Source organism: Streptomyces sp. NPDC030143, assembly GCF_055573695.1.
Window position 1 is genome coordinate 1 of record NZ_JBVIAY010000005.1, and the last position, 20,705, is coordinate 20,705.

At 73.9% G+C, this 20,705-nt stretch carries 17 protein-coding genes; 7 read left to right on the forward strand and 10 right to left on the reverse strand.

All coding sequences use genetic code 11. The features are described 5' to 3' along the window. Positions 1 to 275: 275 nt before the first annotated feature. Positions 276 to 1,061 carry a GntR family transcriptional regulator gene (locus tag ACZ4YY_RS10655; RefSeq protein WP_468286625.1) on the reverse strand — a complete coding sequence of 262 codons (786 nt, stop codon included), beginning with the start codon at positions 1,059 to 1,061 and terminating at the stop codon, positions 276 to 278. Positions 1,062 to 1,338: 277 nt separating this feature from the next. Between ACZ4YY_RS10655 and ACZ4YY_RS10660 the strand changes: the two genes are divergently transcribed. The 5 genes from ACZ4YY_RS10660 to ACZ4YY_RS10680 all read left to right on the forward strand — a co-directional run bounded on the left by ACZ4YY_RS10660 (position 1,339) and on the right by ACZ4YY_RS10680 (position 5,665). Continuing rightward, positions 1,339 to 2,358 (forward strand): sugar ABC transporter substrate-binding protein, encoded by a 1,020-nt coding sequence (locus ACZ4YY_RS10660; protein WP_468286628.1) that lies wholly within the window; start codon positions 1,339 to 1,341, stop codon positions 2,356 to 2,358. Next, a complete protein-coding gene (locus ACZ4YY_RS10665) occupies positions 2,358 to 3,434 on the forward strand; it encodes an ABC transporter permease (RefSeq protein ID WP_468286631.1) in 1,077 nt (358 codons plus the stop codon). Before ACZ4YY_RS10660 ends, ACZ4YY_RS10665 begins: the two co-directional genes overlap by 1 nt. Before the next feature lie 8 nt (positions 3,435 to 3,442). Then, complete coding sequence (locus ACZ4YY_RS10670) at positions 3,443 to 4,357, forward strand: ATP-binding cassette domain-containing protein (RefSeq protein ID WP_468286634.1); 915 nt, start codon at positions 3,443 to 3,445, stop codon at positions 4,355 to 4,357. 1 nt (position 4,358) lies between these two features. Continuing rightward, positions 4,359 to 5,255, forward strand: a complete 897-nt coding sequence (locus ACZ4YY_RS10675; protein WP_468286637.1) for a sugar phosphate isomerase/epimerase family protein — start codon at positions 4,359 to 4,361, stop codon at positions 5,253 to 5,255. 194 nt (positions 5,256 to 5,449) lie between these two features. Continuing rightward, on the forward strand, positions 5,450 to 5,665 hold the full coding sequence (locus ACZ4YY_RS10680; RefSeq protein WP_468286642.1) for a hypothetical protein: 216 nt from the start codon (positions 5,450 to 5,452) through the stop codon (positions 5,663 to 5,665). 54 nt (positions 5,666 to 5,719) lie between these two features. Here the strand turns inward: ACZ4YY_RS10680 and ACZ4YY_RS10685 are convergent, their stop codons facing one another. The 3 genes from ACZ4YY_RS10685 to ACZ4YY_RS10695 form a co-directional block, all read right to left on the reverse strand. Then, entirely contained in the window at positions 5,720 to 6,724 is a 1,005-nt protein-coding gene (locus ACZ4YY_RS10685; RefSeq protein WP_468286645.1) for a Gfo/Idh/MocA family protein, read from the reverse strand. Between the two features lie 75 nt (positions 6,725 to 6,799). Continuing rightward, positions 6,800 to 7,576 carry an SDR family oxidoreductase gene (locus ACZ4YY_RS10690; RefSeq protein ID WP_468286648.1) on the reverse strand — a complete coding sequence of 259 codons (777 nt, stop codon included), beginning with the start codon at positions 7,574 to 7,576 and terminating at the stop codon, positions 6,800 to 6,802. Between the two features lie 15 nt (positions 7,577 to 7,591). Beyond that, complete coding sequence (locus tag ACZ4YY_RS10695) at positions 7,592 to 8,755, reverse strand: phytanoyl-CoA dioxygenase family protein (RefSeq protein WP_468286654.1); 1,164 nt, start codon at positions 8,753 to 8,755, stop codon at positions 7,592 to 7,594. Positions 8,756 to 8,862: 107 nt separating this feature from the next. On the opposite strand from ACZ4YY_RS10695, the gene ACZ4YY_RS10700 reads away from it, so the two are divergent. Then, positions 8,863 to 9,891 (forward strand): LacI family DNA-binding transcriptional regulator, encoded by a 1,029-nt coding sequence (locus ACZ4YY_RS10700; protein WP_468286659.1) that lies wholly within the window; start codon positions 8,863 to 8,865, stop codon positions 9,889 to 9,891. Between the two features lie 144 nt (positions 9,892 to 10,035). Here the strand turns inward: ACZ4YY_RS10700 and ACZ4YY_RS10705 are convergent, their stop codons facing one another. Then, a complete protein-coding gene (locus ACZ4YY_RS10705) occupies positions 10,036 to 11,193 on the reverse strand; it encodes a Gfo/Idh/MocA family protein (protein WP_468286662.1) in 1,158 nt (385 codons plus the stop codon). 120 nt (positions 11,194 to 11,313) lie between these two features. On the opposite strand from ACZ4YY_RS10705, the gene ACZ4YY_RS10710 reads away from it, so the two are divergent. Further along, positions 11,314 to 12,312, forward strand: a complete 999-nt coding sequence (locus ACZ4YY_RS10710) for a LacI family DNA-binding transcriptional regulator (RefSeq protein ID WP_468286667.1) — start codon at positions 11,314 to 11,316, stop codon at positions 12,310 to 12,312. 413 nt (positions 12,313 to 12,725) lie between these two features. Here ACZ4YY_RS10710 and ACZ4YY_RS10715 read toward each other — a convergent pair whose 3' ends face one another. From ACZ4YY_RS10715 to ACZ4YY_RS10735, 5 genes are read right to left on the reverse strand one after another with little or no spacing between them, the layout of a single operon-like run. Further along, complete coding sequence (locus tag ACZ4YY_RS10715; protein ID WP_468286672.1) at positions 12,726 to 13,793, reverse strand: class I SAM-dependent methyltransferase; 1,068 nt, start codon at positions 13,791 to 13,793, stop codon at positions 12,726 to 12,728. Continuing rightward, a complete protein-coding gene (locus tag ACZ4YY_RS10720; protein WP_468286675.1) occupies positions 13,793 to 14,947 on the reverse strand; it encodes a glycosyltransferase in 1,155 nt (384 codons plus the stop codon). The genes ACZ4YY_RS10715 and ACZ4YY_RS10720 overlap by 1 nt, the downstream gene beginning before the upstream one ends. Beyond that, the gene (locus ACZ4YY_RS10725; RefSeq protein ID WP_468286677.1) at positions 14,944 to 15,756 is read right to left on the reverse strand and encodes an alpha/beta fold hydrolase; all 813 of its coding nucleotides are present in this window, start codon (positions 15,754 to 15,756) and stop codon (positions 14,944 to 14,946) included. The genes ACZ4YY_RS10720 and ACZ4YY_RS10725 overlap by 4 nt, the downstream gene beginning before the upstream one ends. 3 nt (positions 15,757 to 15,759) lie before the next feature. After that, positions 15,760 to 16,077 (reverse strand): acyl carrier protein, encoded by a 318-nt coding sequence (locus tag ACZ4YY_RS10730; RefSeq protein WP_468286680.1) that lies wholly within the window; start codon positions 16,075 to 16,077, stop codon positions 15,760 to 15,762. Beyond that, positions 16,074 to 20,699, reverse strand: a complete 4,626-nt coding sequence (locus ACZ4YY_RS10735) for a beta-ketoacyl synthase N-terminal-like domain-containing protein (RefSeq protein WP_468286683.1) — start codon at positions 20,697 to 20,699, stop codon at positions 16,074 to 16,076. The genes ACZ4YY_RS10730 and ACZ4YY_RS10735 overlap by 4 nt, the downstream gene beginning before the upstream one ends. Positions 20,700 to 20,705 lie beyond the last annotated feature (6 nt).

Here is a 20,705-nt window from a genome sequence, read left to right on the forward strand (position 1 = left end):
TGCAGATGTCGCAATCCACACCAGGCCAGAAGGCCCTCACCCATTTCAAGATCCCCCAGCCGAGACCTCCGTCACCAACCTCCGTGGACAGAACAGCTAGGTGGTCGATGCCGAACGACGTCCCCGCCCGGCCGCGGGCCGGGCGGGGACGTCGTTCGGCTGTCGCCGGAGCGGGTCCTCGCGGGGGCGGCCCGGCGGTGGCCTGTCGGGTGGTGCCGGCCGGTCCGGACGACCCGCCGAGGCCCCGTCCCGCCCCTCCCGCCCGCCGGGGCCCCCTACGGTCTGACCAGCAGTTGGAAGTCGAAGGCGTACCGGGACGCGCGGTAGATGTGCGTCCCGTACTCGACCGGGCGTCCGGTGTCGTCGTAGGCGGTGCGCTGCATGGTGAGCAGGGCCGCGCCCCGCTCCTCCGTGAGCAGGGCGGCCTCCTCGGCGGTGGCGGAGCGGGCGCCGATCGTCTGACGGGCGCTGTGCAGCGTGATCCCGGCCGTGCGCAGCAGCCGGTACAGGCCGGTCTCCTCCAGCCGGTCCGTGTCCAGGTCGAGCAGTGCCGGGGGCAGGTAGTTGCACAGGAAGGCCACCGGCTGCCCGTGCGTGGAGCGCAGCCGCTCCAGGAGCGTGACCTCGGCGCCCTCCGGGATCCCGAGCGCGGCCGCGACGCCGGCGGTCGCCGGGACCCGTTCGTTGCGGACGACGTGCGTCGTCGGACCCTGCCCGGCGGCATCGAGGTCGTCGTAGAGGCTGCTCAGCTCCAGTGGTCGTCTGACCTGGCTGTGCACGACCTGCGTGCCCACGCCGCGGCGGCGCACCAGCAGACCCTTGTCGACCAGGGACTGGATGGCCTGGCGGACCGTGGGGCGCGAGAGGCCGAGCCGGGTCGACAGATCGATCTCGTTGCCCAGCAGGTCGCCGGGGGCGAGCGCGCCGTGTTCGATCGCCGCTTCCAACTGCCGGGCAAGCTGGTAGTACAGCGGGACCGGACTGGTACGGTCCAGCTCGAAGTGCAACGGGTCGAGCGCGGATCCGGACGCGGCACGGGCTCTGTCACCGGTCTTCGGCATCGGGGCACCTCCTCGGGCGGTGGGTGACGCCCGTGTGCACGGGGTAGAGATCGTCCCCTCAGGTGTAGGGCCCCGTGACCACCCTGTCAATCCTTTGTACTTACATTCTGACCTGCTTGTGAAATGATGTCTTAACAAAGTATTGACAGCGGGCGCCCCAGGGGATTGGATCCCGTCCCAACAGCGCATACGTCCCGGGCCGCCACCGGCCGGACCCGGATCCCTCGACTCCCCCTTTTCCCGTCGTTCCCCTGTCGCACAGTGAGGTGCAGGAAAGATGGACAGCTCTACTCCCTCCCGCTCCCGCAGAATCGCCCCGGTCGTGGCCATGGCCGCGGCGGTGGCCCTGACCCTCGCGGGCTGCTCCAGCAGCTCCGGCGGCAAGAAGGCCGAGGAAGGGGGGAGCGACGCCTCCGCGGGCAAGGCCACGACCCCGCAGATGACCGTCGCGCTGGTGACCCACCAGTCACCCGGCGACACCTTCTGGGACATCGTCCGCAAGGGCGCCGAGGCCGCCGCCGCCAAGGACAACGTCAAGCTGATCTACTCTGCCGACCCCAACGCCGGCAACCAGGCCAACCTGGTCCAGAACGCCGTCGACCAGAAGGTCGACGGCATCGCGATCACCCTCGCCAAGCCCGACGCGCTGAAGGACGTCATCAGCAAGGCGAAGGCCGCGAACATCCCCGTCGTCGGACTCAACTCCGGTGTCAGCGAGTGGAAGAAGCTCGGACTGCTGGAGTTCTTCGGCCAGGACGAGACCGTCGCCGGCGAGGCCCTGGGCAACAAGCTGAACCAGGTCGGCGCCAAGAAGGCCGTCTGTGTCATCCAGGAGCAGGGCAACATCGGCCTCACCCAGCGCTGCGACGGTGTGAAGAAGACGTTCTCCGGTTCCCTCGAGAACCTCTACGTCAACGGCACCGACATGCCCTCGGTGAAGTCGACGATCACCGCCAAGCTGTCGCAGGACAAGGCCGTCGACCACGTGATCACGCTCGGCGCCCCCATCGCGCTGACCGCCACCCAGTCGGTGTCCGACTCCGGCAGCAGCGCCAAGGTCGCCACCTTCGACCTCAACAAGGACCTGACCGGAGCCATCAGCAAGGGCACCATCGAGTTCGCCGTCGACCAGCAGCCCTACCTCCAGGGATACCTGGCGATCGACTCGCTGTGGCTCTACAAGAACAACGGCAACTACATGGGCGGCGGCGAGGCCCCGGTGCTGACCGGGCCGGCGTTCGTGGACAAGTCCAACGTCGAGAGCGTCGCCGCCTTCGCCGCGAAGGGCACCCGGTGATGAGCACGACCCGACACGCCGACCCGGCGGTGAACGCACCGCCGGGTCCCGGCCCCCGGCAGACCGACGGCCGGACCGCCCGACGCCCGCTCGCCCTGCGGCTGTTGGCCCGGCCCGAGGTGGGAGTCTTCCTCGGCGCCGTCGCGGTCTACGTCTTCTTCCTCATCACCGCGTCGCCGGTGCGCGACGGCAGCTCGATGGCGAACATCCTCTACCAGTCGTCGACCATCGGGATCATGGCGCTGCCGGTGGCGCTGCTGATGATCGGCGGCGAGTTCGACCTGTCGGCCGGTGTCGCCGTCATCAGTTCGGCGCTCACCGCGGCGATGCTCAGCTACCAGCTGACGCTGAACGTGTGGGTGGGCGTGGCCCTCGCCCTGGTGTTCTCGCTCGCCGTCGGCTTCTTCAACGGCTGGATGCTGGTGAGGACCGGGTTGCCGAGCTTCCTCGTCACGCTGGGCACGTTCCTGATCCTCCAGGGTGTGAACCTGGCGGTGACGAAGCTGGTCACCGGCAACGTCGCCACGGACGACATCAGCGACATGGACGGCTTCTCCCAGGCCAAGTCGGTCTTCGCCTCGTCCTTCGACGTCGGCGGGGTCCAGGTGAAGATCACCATCGTGTGGTGGCTGGTCTTCGCGGCGCTGGCCACCTGGGTGCTGCTGCGCACGAAGTACGGCAACTGGATCTTCGCGGTCGGCGGCAACAAGGAGTCCGCGCGGGCCGTGGGCGTCCCGGTGACGTTCACGAAGATCTCGCTGTTCATGCTGGTCGGCTTCGGCGCCTGGTTCGTCGGCATGCACCAGCTGTTCTCCTTCAACACCGTGCAGTCCGGTGAGGGCGTCGGCCAGGAGCTGATCTACATCGCCGCGGCCGTCATCGGCGGCTGCCTGCTGACCGGCGGCTACGGCTCGGCGATCGGCCCCGTCTTCGGCGCGTTCATGTTCGGCATGGTGCAGCAGGGCATCGTCTACGCCGGCTGGAACCCCGACTGGTTCAAGGCCTTCCTCGGCGTGATGCTCCTCGGCGCCGTCCTCATCAATCTGTGGGTCCAGCGCACGGCGACCCGGAGGTGACCGACCCCATGACGACCGACAAGACCGGCACCCACGGTGCCGTCCTCGCGGACACCCCGACCCCCGACGGGGACCACCCCCTGGTCGAACTGCGCAACGCCGGCAAGTCCTACGGCAACATCCGCGCCCTGCACGGCGTCGACCTGACCGTTCACCCCGGCAGGGTCACCTGCGTCCTCGGCGACAACGGTGCCGGCAAGTCCACCCTCATCAAGATCGTCTCCGGACTGCACCAGCACACCGAGGGCGAGTTCCTCGTCGACGGCACCCCGGTCCGCTTCTCCACTCCGCGCGAGGCCCTCGACCGCGGCATCGCCACCGTCTACCAGGACCTCGCCACCGTCCCCCTCATGCCCGTCTGGCGCAACTTCTTCCTCGGCTCCGAGATGACCAAGGGACCCTGGCCGATCCGACGCCTGGACATCGAGACGATGAAGAGGACCGCCGACCACGAGCTGCGCGAGATGGGCATCGTCCTCGACGACCTCGAACAGCCCATCGGAACCCTCTCCGGCGGCCAGCGCCAGTGCGTCGCGATCGCCCGCGCCGTCTACTTCGGCGCCCGCGTCCTGATCCTGGACGAGCCCACCGCCGCCCTCGGCGTCAAACAGTCCGGCGTGGTCCTGAAGTACATCGCCGCCGCCCGCGACCGCGGTCTCGGCGTCATCTTCATCACCCACAACCCCCACCACGCCTACATGGTCGGTGACCACTTCGGCGTCCTGCGTCTGGGCACCATGGAACTCTCTGCCGACCGCAGCCAGGTCGGCCTGGAGGAACTCACCAACCACATGGCCGGCGGCGCCGAACTCGCCGCCCTCAAACACGAACTGTCCCAGGTCCGCGGCGTCGACGTCGAGGAGCTCCCCGAGGAGACCGACCTCACCGCCCCCGGGAGGGGCGCGGGGGAAGGGAAGCCCTGAGATGAGCCTCGACCGCATCCGGGTGGGCTCCGCCCCCGACTCCTGGGGCGTCTGGTTCCCCGACGACCCCCGGCAGGTGCCCTGGGAACGCTTCCTCGACGAGGTCGCCGAGGCCGGCTACTCCTGGATCGAACTCGGCCCGTACGGCTACCTCCCGACCGACCCGGCCCGCCTCACCGACGAGGTGGCGCGGCGCGGTCTGCAGGTGTCGGCGGGCACGGTCTTCACGGGCCTGCACCGCGGCCCGTCCGTCTGGGAGGACACCTGGGCGCACGTCAGCCGGGTGGCCGCGCTCACCCGGGCGACGGGCGCACGGCACCTGGTCGTCATCCCGTCCTTCTGGCGTGACGACAAGACCGCCGAGATCCTCGAACCGCCCGAGCTGACGGCCGAGCAGTGGGCCCACCTCACCAAGGGCATGGAACGCCTCGGGCACGAGGTCAAGGAGACCTACGGCCTGGACATCGTCGTCCACCCGCACGCCGACACCCACATCGACACCGAGGACCACGTCGAACGCTTCCTGGACTCCACCGACACCGACCTGGTCAACCTCTGCCTCGACACCGGGCACTACGCCTACTGCGGCGGCGACAGCGTCAAGCTGATCGAGACCTACGGCGAGCGCATCGGCTACCTCCACCTCAAGCAGGTCGACCCGGAGATCCTCGCCGAGGTCGTCGCCGACGGGGTGCCGTTCGGGCCGGCGGTCCGGCGCGGTGTGATGTGCGAACCGCCCTCCGGAGTGCCGGACCTGGAGCCGGTGCTGGTCGCGGCGCAGCGGCTCGGCGTCGAGCTGTTCGCGATCGTCGAGCAGGACATGTATCCCTGCGAACCGGACAAGCCCCTGCCGATCGCGGTACGGACCCGCGCGTTCCTGCGCTCCTGCGGGGCGTGACGGCAGCCCGTCACCCGTCCACGACCGCGGCAGGGACGACACCGCGGCGCACCCGGAGGCCGGCGCCGACGCGCCGGCCTCCGCCGTGCCTCGGACGCGGCCCGGGTGCGCGGCCGGCCGAGGGGCCGGGCGGGGAACCGGCGGGCGGTGCCGACCGGTGCCGGAGGGAAGACCCGCGACAGGGGGAGGACGCGTTGATCCACGAGGAGCACGAGGAGCACGAGGAGCACGAGGAGCACGAGGAGCAGGATGAGCACGAGGAGGCGGCGGCCCGGCGGCGGGCCCGCTTCGGGGCGCTGCCGGAGCCGGTCCGGCTGGAGGACACCGTCGAGGAGAACCCCGCCACCGCGCCCGACCCGGCGCGGGACGCCTACGATCCTCACGAGTGGCTGGTCCGCCACAGCCTGTGAGAAGCACGAGGGGAGGCGCCCGCAGCGCCTCCCCTCGGATGGTCCCCGGCCCGGTCAGGCGGTGCGCACCTCCGCGAGCGTCACCGGTCGGTGCTCGTGCAGCGACAGCGTGCACGCCTCCGCGATCCAGCCCGCCTCCAGCGCGTCCTCGATCGTGCAGGGCGAGGGCCGGGTGCCGGCCACCACCTCGGTGAAGGCGGTCAGTTCGGCGCGGTAGGCGGCGGTGAAGCGGTCCATGAAGAAGTCGTGCGGGGTGCCGGACGGGAAGGTCGCCCCGGGTTCCACCGACCGCAGCGGCAGCCTGTCCTCCAGGCCGACCGCGACGGAGTCCCGGAAGCCGTGGATCTCCATGCGGACGTCGTAACCACGGCCGTTGTGGCGGGAGTTGGAGACCACCGCGAGAGTGCCGTCGTCCAGGGTGAGGACCGCCCCCGTGGTGTCGGCGTCGCCCGCCTCCCTGATGTAGTCGGCGCCCCGGTTGCCGCCGGCCGCGTACACCTCGCGCACCTCGCGGCCGGTCACCCAGCGGATGATGTCGAAGTCGTGCACCGAGCAGTCCCGGAAGATCCCCCCGGAGGCGGCGACGTACGCGGCCGGCGGCGGTGCCGGGTCCAGCGTCGTCGACCGCACGGTGTGCAGCGTGCCCAGCTCCCCGGCGCGCACGGCGGCGCGGGCGGCGACGAAACCGGCGTCGAAGCGGCGGTTGTAGCCGATCTGGATCGGCACGTCGCCGCCCCGGACGGCCTCGAGCACCCGGACTCCCTCCGCCATCGTGCGGGCGACCGGCTTCTCGCAGAAGACCGGCACGCCCGCCTGCACGGCCGCGAGGATCAGGCCCGGGTGGGCGTCCGTCGCCGCGGCGATCACCACCCCGTCCACCCCGGCGGCCAGCACCGCCTCGGGGGAGTCCGCGACCTCGGCGCCGAACCGCTCCGCGGCGGACTTGGCGGCCTCGGCGAACGGGTCGGCGACGACGAGCGACTCGACGGCGTCGAGTCCGGAGAGGGTCTCGGCGTGGAAGGCGCCGATACGGCCGAGGCCGAGGATTCCGATGCGCATGGGGGTGCAGCTCCTTGAGGATCGTACGAGGAGGACGGGAGGGGGGAGGTGAGGGCGGGGCGGGGAGGGGAGGGACTAGTCGAGCCCGCCGAGCACGTTCTGGTCCCAGTCGATCACCGAACCGGTGACCACGCCGGACCGCTCGGACAGCAGGAACACCACGAAGTCGGCGATCTCGTCCGGCCGGCCGAGCTTGCCCATCGGCAGCCGTGCGGCGGCCTGCTCGCGCCAGTCGTCGCCGGCGCCGTGGAAGGCGCGCTGGGTCGCGTCCTCGCCCTCGGTCGCCGTCCAGCCGATGTTCAGGCCGTTGATCCGGACCCGGTCGAAGCGGTGGGCGTGCGCCGCGTTGCGCGTCAGCCCGACCAGCCCGGCCTTGGCGGCGACGTACGGGGCGAGGAAGGGCTGCCCGCCGTGCGCCGAGGAGGTGATGATGTTGACGACCGTGCCGGGCGCGCCCCGGTCCACCATGTCCGCGACCGCCGCCTGCATGGCGAAGAACGGCGCCCTGAGGTTGATCGCGACATGCTGGTCGAACAACTCGGGCGTGGTGTCGAGGAGCGTGCCCCGGGACGTCAGGCCGGCGGAGTTCACCAGGCCGTCGATCCTGCCGTACGCCTCGACCACCCGGGTGACGGACGCCTTCGCCTGCGCGGCGTCCGCCAGGTCGGCCCGGACGAACATCGCCTCGCCGCCGGCCGCGGTCAGCTCCGCCACGAGCGCCTCGCCCGGTTCCGGACGCCGGCCGCTGACGGCCACGACCGCCCCCTCACGGACGGCGGCCCGCGCGACCGCGGCCCCCACCCCCAGGCTGCCGCCGTTGACCAGCACGACCTTGTCGTCGAGAAGTCCCATGATGTGCGCGTCCTTTCAGCTCTGACGCCGCTCGGCGCCGGCCCGCAGTGCCTCCCGCAGCGCCTGAGGGGCCCACCCCTCGCGCAGCGCGCGCCGTACGGTGTCCGCCTGCGAGGGCGGGGCCAGGCCGTCCACCGGCGGATCGCTGTCGAGGCTGGTGGGGAAGGGGTAGCCCTCGGCGCTCGCGGCGACCACCCGCTCCAGCCACGCCTCGTCCGCGCCGTCGGCGGCCCGCGCCAGCAGCACCGGGTAGACCGCGTTCGTCACCGCCTCCCGGTCCACCGTCTCCATCGCCCGGCCGAACGCCGACGACACCTGGAGCAGGTTGGCGGTGCGGCGGATGCCGGTGGAGCGGTTGGTGCCGGCGCCGTGGAAGAGGGCCGGGTTGAAGAACACGGCGTCGCCCTTGGACAGGGGCAGCTGCACGTACCGCTCCTCGAAGTACGCCCGGAACTCCGGCAGCCGCCAGGCCAGGTACCCCGGCTCGTACGTCTGCGAGTGCGGCAGGTACATCGTCGGGCCGGACTCGACGGGCATGTCGCAGTGGGCCACCGCCCCCTGGAGCGTGAGCACGGGGGAGAGGCGGTGGACGTGCGCGGGGTAGGCGGCCGCCGCCTCGTTGGAGAGGAAGCCCAGGTGGTAGTCACGGTGCGCGGTCTGCGCCGCGCCGCCCGGATGGACCACGTTGACCTGCGAGGTGACCTGGTAGCCGGGGCCGAGCCAGGCGGTCGAGACCAGGGCGAGGACGTCGTTGGCGTAGTAGTCGGCGAAGGCCTCGGCGTCGTACAGGGCGGCCTTCTCCAGGGCGTTCCAGACGCGGTCGTTGGCGCCGGGCCGCGCGAAGTGGTCGCCCGCGGTGGCGCCCGAGGCGCGCTGCCGGGCGATCAGGACCTCGAAGACCTGGGTGAGCCGGTCGACGACCCGCGGGTCGGGAAAAGCGCCCCTGAAGACCGCGATGCCGGGACCGTCGGCGAGGACGCGCACCAGCTCGGCCCGCAGCGCGTCCGGGGCGTCGGCGCGGCGGACGCGCTCGCTGTCGTAGACCGGCACGCCCTGTTCGATCGCGGTGGCGTGCGGGTGGTCGGCGAGCTCGGTGGTCCGCTCGACGAGGGCGCGGAAGGCGACGAGGTCGCAGTCCTGCTCGGACAGCCGGGCGCGGTGGGCGGAGCGGAGGGACATCGTCGTCCTCTCGGTGACAGGGGAGGCGCAGTGCTGTCATTCTTGTCAGGACAAACCCGTCGAACAACCAGCAGGCATCCATCAAAAACCCCTCAAGGAGCCTCCGCATGGGCCACCCCTTCCCGATCCGTGAGATCGCACGCCAGGCGGGCCTGAGCGAGGCCACCGTGGACCGGGTGCTCAACGGCCGCGGCGGGGTCCGGGAGAGCACCGAGCGGGAGGTCCGTCGGGCCATCGCCGACCTCGACCGGCAGCGCACCCAGGTGCGGCTGATCGGCCGTACCTTCATGGTCGACATCGTGATGCAGGCCCCGGAGCGGTTCAGCACCGCCGTGCGCGCCGCCCTCGAGGCCGAACTGCCTGCCCTGCACCCGGCGGTCGTGCGCTCGCGGTTCCACTTCCGCGAGACCGGCCCGGTGCAGGAGTTGGCCACGACCCTGGACCGGATCGCCCGGCGCGGCTCGCAGGGTGTCATCCTCAAGGCCCCGGACGTCCCCGAGGTCACGGCGGCGGTCGCCCGGCTCGCGGAGGCGGGCATCCCCGTGGTCACCCTGGTGACCGACCTGCCCTCCACCCCCCGCCTCGGCTACGTCGGCATCGACAACCGGGCGGCCGGCGCCACCGCCGCCTACCTCATGGGGCAGTGGCTCGGCGAGCGGCCCGGCAATGTGCTCACCAGCCTGAGCAGCGGCTTCTTCCGCAACGAGGAGGAGCGCGAGATGGGCTTCCGCAGCGCCATGCGGGCCCGCCACCCCGAGCGGGCCCTCGTCGAGACAGCCGAGGGCCAGGGCCTCGACGCCACCCAGTACGACCTGGTGCGCGCCGCCCTCGCCCGCGACCCGGACATCCGCGCCGTCTACTCCATCGGCGGCGGCAACATCGCCACCCTGCGCGCGTTCGCCGACGTGGGCCGCGAGTGCGCCGTGTTCGTCGCGCACGACCTCGACCACGACAACACGCGCCTGCTGCGCGAGCACCGGCTGACGGTCGTGCTCCACCACGACCTGCGTCAGGACGTGCGCGAGGCCTGCCACGTCGTGATGCGGGCGCACGGCGCACTGCCGCCCGCGGGCCCGGTGCTGCCGTCGGCGATCCAGGTGGTGACGCCGTACAACATGCCCACCCCCGTCCGCTGACGGTTTCGGGCGCGTACGGCCGCGATCCGGGACGGCGGCCGGGCGACGGTTGCTCCCGCTGCCGACGGCCACCGCGGCCGGGTGGGCCCACCCGGCCGGGCGCGCCGGCCGGGTGACCGCGTCACGCCGCCGTGCCCGTGCGCGTCAGGCCTCCACCGTCACCCAGTCACCTCCGGCCGCGGACCGCGCCATCGCGTCCAGGACGGCCGCGCTGTGCACGGCGTCCGTGAGCGTCGCCCCGTACGGGGTGCGCTCGGCGATCGAGCGCAGGAAGCGGTAGGCCTCGATCACCTTGAGGTCGTCGTAGCCCATCGCGTTGGCGGAGCCGGGCTGGAAGGCGGCGAACTCGCCGGCGCCCGGGCCGACGTACACGGTGCTCACGGGCTGGTCCTGGTACGTCGTGCCGCGGCTGACCGCCAGTTCGTTCATCCGGCGGAAGTCCCAGAAGACGGCCCCCCTGGTGCCGTGCACCTCGAAGCCGTAGTTGTTCTGCTCGCCGACCGAGACGCGGCAGGCCTCCAGGACGCCGCGCGCACCGGAGGCGAAACGCAGCAGACAGTTGACGTAGTCCTCGTTCTCGACCGGGCCGAGGTCGCCGCCGGTGGCCAGGGTGTGGCCGGCGGTGGCGCCGGACGGTCGGGCGCGCTCGGGGACGAAGACGGCGGTGTCGGCGACGAGCGAGGTGATGTCGCCGAGCAGGAAGCGGGCCAGGTCGGCGCCGTGCGAGGCGAGGTCGCCGAGGACCCCGCTGCCACCGCGCTCGCGTTCGTACCGCCAGGTCAGAGCGCCGTCGGGATGGGCGGCGTAGTCGCTGAGGAGCCGGACGCGGACATGGGTGACCGCGCCGATCTCGCCGGAGGCGATCAGCTCGCGGGCGGCCTCGACGGCGGGGGCGTTGCGGTAGTTGAAGCCGACGGCGCCCTGGACGCCCGCCTCGGCCACCGCGTGCTCGACCGCGCGGGCGTCGTCGGCGGTGAGCCCCACCGGCTTCTCGATCCACAGGTGCTTGCCCGCCTCGGCCATCGCGACGCCGATCTCGCGGTGGAGGAAGTTCGGCGCGGTGACGCTGACCGCCCGCACGCGCGGGTCGGCGGCCACCTCCCGCCAGTCGCGGGTCGCCGACGCGAAGCCGTAGCGCGCGGCCGCCTCCTCGGCGCGGCCCGGCACCTCCTCGGCGACCAGGACGAGTTCGGGCCGGACGGTCAGCTGCGGGAAATGGTGGAGCACGCGCGCGTACGCCTGGGTGTGCACCCGGCCCATCCAGCCGAACCCGACGACGGCGACACCGAGCGCATCTGCCATGACAGCCACCACAGCCCCTCTTTGGACCGGTCCATACCTTGTCCAGGCCACCCTGAGGTCGCTTCTCCCGCGGTGTCAACCCTTTGACAACCCCGTCGGCCGCGTGGAACGGTCCAGGGCATGAGGCCGCCGACCATCCGTGACGTCGCCGACCGCGCCGGGGTGTCGAAATCGCTGGTCTCCCTCGTGCTGCGCGGTTCCGACCAGGTGCGCGCCGAGAAGCGCGAGGCGGTGCTGCGGGCGGTGCGCGAGCTGGGCTACCGGCCCAACGCGGCCGCCCGCAGCCTCAGCGAACGGCGTACGCGCACGGTCGGCGTCCTCCTCGACGACCTGCGCAACCCCTGGTACGTCGATCTCCTCGACGGCCTCAACTCGCTGCTGCACGCGAGCGGGCTGCACATGCTGCTCTCCGACGCCCGCCTCAACCGCCGCGTCGGACACGACCTCGCCGGGCCCTTCCTGGATCTCGGGGCGGACGGTCTGGTCGTCGTCGGCACGCTGCCCGACCCGGCGGCCCTCGACGCGGTCGCCGCCCGCATCCCGGTGGTCGTCGCCGCCGCCCGCGAACCCGTACCGGCGGGCGTGGACGTCGTCGCCGACGACGACGAGCGCGGCGCCCGTCTGGTCACCGAGCACCTCGTCGCCCTCGGCCACCGGCACATCGCGCACCTCGCGGGGTACGGCGCCGTCGGCGCCCTGCGCCGGCGCGGCTTCGAGGCGACGATGGCGGCGCACAGCCTGGCCGACCGCGCTCCGGTCGAGCCCTGCGACATGACCGAGGAGGGCGGCTACCGCGCCGCCGTCCGGCTGCTGACCCGCCCCGACCGCCCCACCGCCGTCTTCGCCGTCAACGACATCGCCTGCGTGGGCGTCCTGTCGGCGGCCGAGGAACTCGGCCTCACCGTGCCGCGGGACCTCTCCCTCGTCGGCTACGACAACACGAGCGTCTCCCGGCTGCGCCACCTGTGGCTGACGACGGTCGACCCCGCCGGCCACGAGGTCGGCCGCCGCGCGGCCCGCTGCCTCCTGGACCGGATGGAGCGGCCGGGGGGCCCGGGCCGGCTGCGGTTGGCCCCGCCGACGCTGGAGGTGCGGGGGACGACGGGGCCGCCGCTCTAAGGGCTCCGAGCAAAAGTGAAGTCCGGTCAGCTCGCGGCGTCCGGTGCGTGCGATCGCAGGGCGCCGGAAGCTCCTCGTAGCGGAGCTACCAGGGGCTCTCGGCAACGCGGCGAGCGTGCGTGCCAGGCGTCGCGAGCCGGGCTCCCCTTTTGTTCGGAGCTCTGAGGCTGATCACGTCCGCCCTGCACGCGCCGGGTCTCCCAACACCGCCTCGTCCGGTCGCCGGCGCGCGGCACGGCCATGTCGCCGCTCCCGTGGGGGCGGGCCCGTCCCCGTCCTCGACGGCCGCCGAGCCGTTGATCACCCATGAACGGCTCTTCGGCGGTGTCGGCACCGGGGGCGGTGACGACGGCGCCGGCCGCGATCCGCCGCCGGATGCCGCGGATCCGCCTGCCGTCGGCGACGGCGAGCGCTCAGTCGCGCCGCGCCACGAGTCGGTACGCGTTGGACACCCCCAGCCGGTGCGCCAGGGGCCGGACGGCGAACCGGTCCAGGAGGGTGGCCGCGACCAGCGCGGGGATCCCGGCGAGCAGCAGCGCCCCGCGCGCCGTGCGGCGCAGCCGGCCGGGCGGCCCGGCCAGCCACGGCGCGTCCTCGCGCGGCGCCGCGTGGTCGAGCGCCAGCCAGACCGCGGCCAGCAGGTCCACCGGGTCATGGGGTGCGGCGTGCTCCTCCGCGACGACCGTGAAGCCCAGCTCCGCCAGCCGGTGCCGCAGGTTGGCGACCGGCACCAGGTGCAGGTGCTGCGGCTGGAGCCAGGGCAGCCACCAGCGCCCGAGCAGCCGGGCGTAGCGGCTGTCGGGGTCGGGCACCTCGATCAGCAGGTGCCCGCCGGGCCGTACCGCCTCCCGGGCGGCCCGCAGCTCGCGGTCCGGGTCGGTGCTGTGCTCCAGGTAGTGGAACATGCTCACCACGTCGTACCGTCCGGCCAGTTCGGACGCCAGCTCGCAGAACGCGCCCCGGTAGCCGCGCTCCACGCGGCCCTCGCGCTGGGCGAGTTCGACGCCGTCGGTGAAGTCGAGCCCGTCGAACACCGTCCCGGGCAGCACCTCCCGCGCCACCGCACAGAAGTGGCCGTGCCCGGTACCGACGTCCAGCCAGGTCTTCGGGCCCGGGTCGTGCGCCAGCATCGACTCGGCCCGCCCCCGGTACATCCCGGTGCGCCCGCCGAAGGTGTCGCCGAGCCTCTTCTCGCCGAGCCCGTCGTAGAAGTCGCGGTAGTAGAACTCCAGGCCCTCCGCGCTGAGCCGGGGGTTCTGGAAGGTGTGCCGGCAGGCCCCGCAGCGGTCCAGGACGAAGCGGCCCGGCTTGTGCTGGAGCAGGTCGGTGGTCCGCAGCCGCGTGGTCAGCCGGTCCGAGCCGCACCAGGGGCAGGTGGTGCGGCGCGGTTCGAAGAAGCGGTCCGGGCCGGCGGCCAGGTCGGCCAGGTAGCCGGGGCGCAGCGCGGCGATCCGCTCGGTGCGTGTGCTCTCGTCGCTCATCACGACTCCCTGGCCAGCTCGTCGAGACGGTCGGCCGCGGCTGGTGCGCCGCCGGCCGTGCGGAACGCCGTGCGGATCCGGTCGGCCGCCGCGCGGTAGCCCGGTTCGTGCAGCACGGCGTCGAGGGCCGCGCCCAGCTTCGGCGCGGTGACCCGGCCGAAGCGCACCCGCATGCCGGCGCCCGCGTCCACGACCTGCCCCGCCACCACGGGCTGGTCGTCGCGGATGGGCGCCACCACGAGCGGGACCCCGTGCCACAGCGCCTCGCACACCGTGTTGTGGCCGGCGTGGCAGACCACCGCGTCCGCCCGTTCGAGCAGGGCGAGCTGCGGCACGGACGGCACCACCAGGACGTCCTTGTCGTCGCCCCCGGCCGCGAGGGTGCCCCCGGGATCGACGATCACCCCCTGCACGCGGTCCGCCCGCTCGCGCAGCGCCGTCCGGCACACGTCGAGGAAGCGCCCGCCGACATCGGTGTTCGCGGTGCCGAGAGTGACCAGCACGGTGGCCCGCCCCGCGTCGAGCCACTCCCACGGGAAGCCGGGCGGCACCGGACGGGCGGTGATCGAGGGCCCCACCCAGCGGACGTCCGCGCGGGCGCCCGCCAACTCGGGTGTGCTGAAGGCGAGGACGAGGTGCGGGGAGAACCGCGGATCGGTGTCGGCCGCCGGATCCCCGACGGCGGCCCGCAGCCCGGCCAGCCGCGCGTCGAGCCACTCCCGGACCCTGGGCAGTCCCGCCAGCGGGTCGGTGAACTCGGCCGACGTCGTCGCGGAGGTCGCCCACGGCACGCCGAGCCGCTCCGCGACCAGTGCGCCCGCGAAGGCCTGCTGGTCGGCGACGACGACGTCCGGCCGGAACCCCTCGACGGCCGCCCGCACCCCCGGCGCCATCGCCTCGGCCAGCGGCAGCAGATACCGCTCCCACAGGAACTTCAGCGCCTCCGGACCGCGCAGCTCGGGCGGCCGGCTGCCCGGGGGCGCCCCCGCGCACGCGAACACCTCGGCGCCCGCCCCCGCGAGCCGCGCCACCAGCTCCGCGTCGGCACACGCCCACGCCACCCGGTGCCCCCGTCCGGCCAGTTCGGCGGCGACCCCGACGGCCGGGTTGATGTGTCCGGTCAACGGCGGTACGACGAACAGGAAGCGGCTCATCGTGCCTCGGCCCCCGCCGGCGCGGCCTCCCGCACCAGCGTCAGCACGTGCCCGCCCACCGTCCCGGCCGCCTCCACCAGCACCGAGTGCTCGTGCCCCGGCACCACCACGGTCCGGCAGTCCGGCAGCAGCGACTCCAGCCACGGCGCGAGCTCGGCGAGGTCGGAGTCACCGCCGTACACGCCGAGCACCGGGCAGCGCACCTCCCGGATCCGGTCCTCCGTCAGCACCCGGCTGGCCGGGATGTCCCGGGCGAGGGAGGTCTCGCGGGCCAGCCGGGCCGCGCCCCTGGCCAGCCGGGCCGTTCGGGGGCCGCGGTGCGCGGTGATCCAGGCGATCGAGTCGGCCTCGTGGTGCGCCAGTTCGGTCACCACGCGGTCCAGGATCCCGCGGAGCTTCACCGCCCAGGCGGCGGTGGCCGGTTCGGACTCGATCAGGGTGACGCTCGCCGCCCGCTCCGGCCGGCGCGCCGCGTAGCCGAAGGCGACCGTACCGCCGTAGGAGTTGCCGACCAGGTGCACCGGGCCGGTCACCGCCAGACGGTCGAGTAGGGCCTCCAGGTCGTCGACGGCGTCGTCCAGGGTGTAGCCGCCGGCGGGGCGCGCGCTGCGGCCGTGGCCGCGCAGGTCGTACATGACGACGTCGAGACCGGCCGCCGCGAACGCCGGGGCGACGGTGAAGTAGTAGCTGGCCAGGCTGTCGGTGAGCAGGCCGTGCACCAGCACCACGGTGCCGGTGACCGGCCGGCCGGCCCGGGGGCCGATTCTCTGCACGTGCAACCGGACGGCGCCGGTGTCGACCATCGCCATGGCTCAGCTCGCCTCCGTGGCCTTCAGACCGGTCACGACGTACTCGACGAGCCGGCCCACGGTCAGCTCGATGATCTCGTCGAACTCCATGCCGGCCAGGAACTCGGCGAAGTTGACCCGCTCGCCGTACCGCTCCTGGAGCAGCCCGGCGAGGGTGACGAGGTCGATGCTCTCCAGCTCCAGGTCGCGGTGGAACGTGGTGTGCATGCCGATCTCGACGTCGTCGAGGCCGTACTCGTCCTCCAGGAGCCGGGCGAGCATGTCGGTGAGATCGGCGAGGACGGTCTCCTCGTCGGCGGTGACGGGGGTGTGGGGGGTCATCCTGCGTCCTCCTTCGCTCGGGTGGGTCCCGTGGTCCAGGCCACGACGTACGCGCGCGGGGCCAGACCGGGCGGGTTGGCGGCCGGCGCGCAGTGCACCGGGTAGGCGCGTTCCAGGCGGCCCGCGACGGTCAGCCGCGCGCCGTCGGCCGTCGCGTCGAGCACGGTGAAGTCCCGCGGCCGGCCGTCGAACCCGGTGCCCTCCGCCTTGGCCACCGCCTCCTTCGCCGCCCAGAACCGTGTGAACCACAGCGCCCGGGAGCCGTCCTGCGCGAGCGCGTCCAGCAGCCGCAGCTCCTGCGCGCCGAGGGCGGCCGTGAGGGTCTGCGGGGCGCGCTCGGCGACCTCCTCGATGTCGATGCCGGGGCCCGGACCCGGCGTGCGCGGCCTGACGATCGCCACGCCCGCCTCGGCGCGGTGCGCCAGCGACACGTCCAGCGGCGGCAGCACCCGGCCGTGCACGCCGGTGACGTACGGGCGGCCCGCCTCGTCGTTGTGCACGCGCAGCTCCGCGGGGAAGACCGGCCCCTCGCCGTGGTCCCACAGCCACCGCCGTACGGCGTCCTTGACCGCGATCCGTCCGAGCAGCCACTGGCGGCGCCCGCGCGGGGGGTGCCCGGCGTACTGCGCGCGCTCCGCCCCGCCCAGCGAGTTGCGCATGATCAGTTCCCGGGAGGCCAGGTCCGGCCAGCGTTCGTGCAGCAGCGACCAGCCGCCCGGCCGCGCCTCCGACAGCGTGTTGCGCTCCGGGAACCGCTCGACCGGCCGGGTCCTCGGGTCGTTGTCGAAGCGGCGGTCCTGCCAGCCGCGCAGCTCCGCCCACACCGCGCCGTCGACCGTCAGCTGGACGTCGGCCTCCAGGGCGGTGTCGGTGAGCGAGGTGATCCGCACGCAGCACGCCACCCGGGTACCGGGCCCCGGATGCGGGCCGTAGAAGCGCATCTCCCGCATCCCCACGGGGAAGACCACCGTCCGCTCGGTGCGGGTCGCCATGATCCAGTAGCCGAGGATCTGGCCGACGTTGTCCAGCAGCGCGCCCGGCGCGGACGGGGTGGTGATCACTCCGCGGACGTGCCGGTCGCCGATCGCGGTCAGTTCGGTGACGCCCTGGAACGCCGGGCCGTGGAACATCCAGCGCTCGGCGTAGAGCCGCTCGGCGGTGTGCCGCGGGGCGCGTTCGCCGGCCGGGTCGACGGTCCAGGGGGCGGGGGCGGGCGACGGGTGGGCGGCGGCCACCTCCACGACGGCCCGGGCGCGCGGACCGAAGGAGACGGCCGCCCGGTCCGGGCCCTCGGGCGTCACGGTCACCGGGACGTCCACGGCGGGGGTGGCGGTGAGCCACTCCTCGAACCGCGCCCCGTGCACGGCGACCGGCACGCTGCCCGGGGCGGCCTCGGCGGTCGCGTCCACGAGGTGCTGCACGATCGTCGTCGCCGGAACCACCGGCCACCGGTCGGCCACGTCCGGCCAGCCGGGCCGCTGCGGGAAGAAGCAGTGGTCCAGGAGGTACGGCATGGTGTCGGGGGAGACCCGGACGGTGGTGGTTCGGGGGGCGATCCGGGCCGGGGCCCGGGTGCGCGCGGCCAGGAGCGCGGCGGCGGTGTCCGCCGTCTCGTGCAGCAGCGCGCTCAACTCGGCGGCCACGGGCGACGTTTCGGTGAGCGCGGCCAACGGCGAACGCTCGCCCGGCGCGGCCGGGGACGCGGGCGCGCCGTCCGGACGCGGTCGCGGTTCGGTGCGCAGTGCGCTGCGCAGCTCGGCCAGCCTCCCGGGCGGGAGGGAGACGAGCGAGCCGCCCAGGTCCAGCCGCACCGGCGGCCGTCGGCGCGCGTCCCGGCCGGGCGCACAGAGCGCCGGAGCCACCGCCGCCCCCGCCGCCCACAGTGCGGTGGCCACCCGCCGCAACTGGGCGAGGCCGGCGCGGTGGGGCGAGTTGGCGGCGACGACCAGATGGTCCCGGCCGCTCAGGGTGTCACCGACGAGGGAGCCGAGCCGGCCGGGGCCGACCTGGACGTACACCCGGTGGCCTGCCGCGTACAGCGCCTCGGCCAACTGCCGGAACCGCACGGGCTCCAGCAAATGCCGGACGAACAACTCCCGCACGGCGGCATCGCTTTCGGGGAAGGGCGCGGCGGTCGTCCCCGACCAGACGGGGGTGTGCGGGGCGTGCAGCCGGAAACGGCCGGCGGCCTCCTTGATCGGCCCCAGGTGGGGTTCCAGCATCGGCGTGTGGAACCCCGACCGGAACGGCAGCACCTGGCCGAGCACCCCCCGGGAGCGGAAGGCCCTGACGAAGTCCTCGACCGCCGTCCCCGGGCCGCACACCATCGACTGGCCGGGCGCGTTGTCGTGGGAGAGCACCAGACCCGCCCCGGCCCAGCCCTCGTCGCGCAGCGCGGTGAGGATCCGCTCGGCGGGCGCGCCGATCGCCCCGAAGGCGAGGCCCGGCACCGCCACCGCGTCCGGGTCGAAGTCCGCCATGAACGCGTCGACCTGGCCCCCGTCGTACAGCCCGCCCGCCGCCATCGCCGTCCACTCGCCCACGCTGTGCCCGGCGACCGCGTCCGGCACGATCCCGCAGCGGCGCAACGCCGCGTCGAGGAGCCGGCCGACGGCGACGACACCGAGACCGTGCCGGCCGACGTCGTCGGTGCCCTCCCGCGGGAGAGCGGGGACGGGCAGCCCGAAGTGGGCGGCGACGTCGTCCACGCGGGGCGTGAAGTCGCCCTCCAGGCCGGGGAAGAGGAACGCCAGCCGTCCGTGCCCGGCGCCGAGCAGGGGGTGCGGCCGGAACCACACGTCGCCGCGGCCGTGCCAGGCGCGCCCTCGGGCGACCGCGCGACGGGCCAGGGCGAGCTGCTTCGCCGACGGGTCGACGACGCCGAGCCGGACCGGTCCCGCGTCCGGGTGCGGCCGGCCGGCGTCGAGACCGGCGGCCCGCACGGCGGCGTCGTCCGCGTCGAGGAGCGCGGCGAGGCGGTCGGGGGAGCCGGCGGCGAGCAGCAGGACGCGTTCGGGCTCCGCCACCCGGGCGGCGGGGGTGGTGGCCGTCGAGGTGCCGGGCAGGGGTGTGGTCGGCCCGGTGGCGGGGGCGGTGGCGACTGAGGCGCGGGGTCCGGGTTCCGTCGGCCGGGTGGTGGGGGTGGTGGTCATCGGGACGCCGGGCCCGGGTTCCGTCGGCCGGGCGGGCGGGGCGGCCGCCGTCATCGGAGCTCCGGGCGCCTGTTCCAGGACCACGTGCGCGTTGATCCCGCCGAACCCGAACGCGTTGACCGCCGCCCGTCGCACCGGCTGCCCGGGGGTGGTCTCCCAGGGCTCCGCCTTCTCCAGGGGGCGGAAGCGGGTGCGCGCCAGCGCGGGGTGCGGGTCGTCGCAGTGCAGAGTCGGCAGCAGCGTGGCGTGGTGCACGGCGAGCGCGGCCTTGACCAGACCGGCGACCCCGGCGGCGGGCATGGTGTGCCCGATCATCGACTTCACCGAACCGAGCACCGCCTCCCCCGCGCCCGGCCCGAACACCTCGGCGAGCGTGGCCAGTTCGGCTCCGTCCCCGGCCGGCGTGGCGGTGCCGTGGGCCTCCAGCAGCCCGAGCGAGCCGGGCGCGGCCGGATCGAGGCCGGCCGCCCGCCACGCCTGCCGCACGGCCTGCGCCTGGCCCCCCGGGTCGGGGTTGACCAGCCCCGCCGCACGGCCGTCGCTCGTCACGCCGCTGCCCCGGATCACGGCGTAGACCCGGTCGCCGTCGCGCTCGGCGTCGGCCAGCCGCTTGAGGACGACCACGCCCGTGCCCTCGCCGACGAGGATGCCGTCGGCGTCCCGGTGGAAGGGGCGGATGCGCTCGGTGGGGGAGAGCGCCCGCAGCTGGGAGAAGACGCTCCAGAGGGTGATGTCGTGGCAGTGGTGGACGCCTCCGGCGAGCATCACGTCGCAGCGCCCCGAGGCGAGTTCCCCCACCGCCTGGTCCACGGCGACCAGCGACGAGGCGCAGGCGGCGTCCACGGTGTACGCCGGACCGCGCAGATCGAGCCGGTTGGCGATCCGCGACGCGGCCAGGTTCGGCACCAGGCCGATCGCCTGCTCGGGGCTGTCCGGGCCGAGCCGCTCGGTGAACGCCTCCCGCACCCGGTCGAGTTGTCCGGCGGTCAGCTCCGGCAGCAACTCGCCCAGCGTGCGCACGAGTTGACCCGCGGTGCGCACCCGCTGGTCGAGCCGGACCAGACCGGGCGTGAGGTAGCCGCCGCGGCCGAGGACGACGCCGACGCGCCCCCGGTCGCCGACACGGTCGACGCCGCCCGCGTCGTCGAGCGCGGCGGCGGCCACGTGCAGCGCGATCAGCTGGTCGGGCTCGGTGCCGGCCACGGAGTGCGGCATGATCCCGAACCGGGTGACGTCCACCTCGGCGAGAGCGTCCACGAACCCGCCGCGCCGGCAGTACACCCGGTCGGCGACGGCCGGGCCGGAGGCGGTGCCGGGACGGTAGTAGGCGGCGTCCCAGCGTCCGTCCGGGACGTCACCGATCGCGTCCACGCCGTCGCGCAGGTTGCGCCAGTACGCGTCCAGGCCGGCGGCGCCGGGCAGCAGCACCGCCATCCCCACGATCGCCACCGGGAGGTGACGACCGGTCACCTCCGG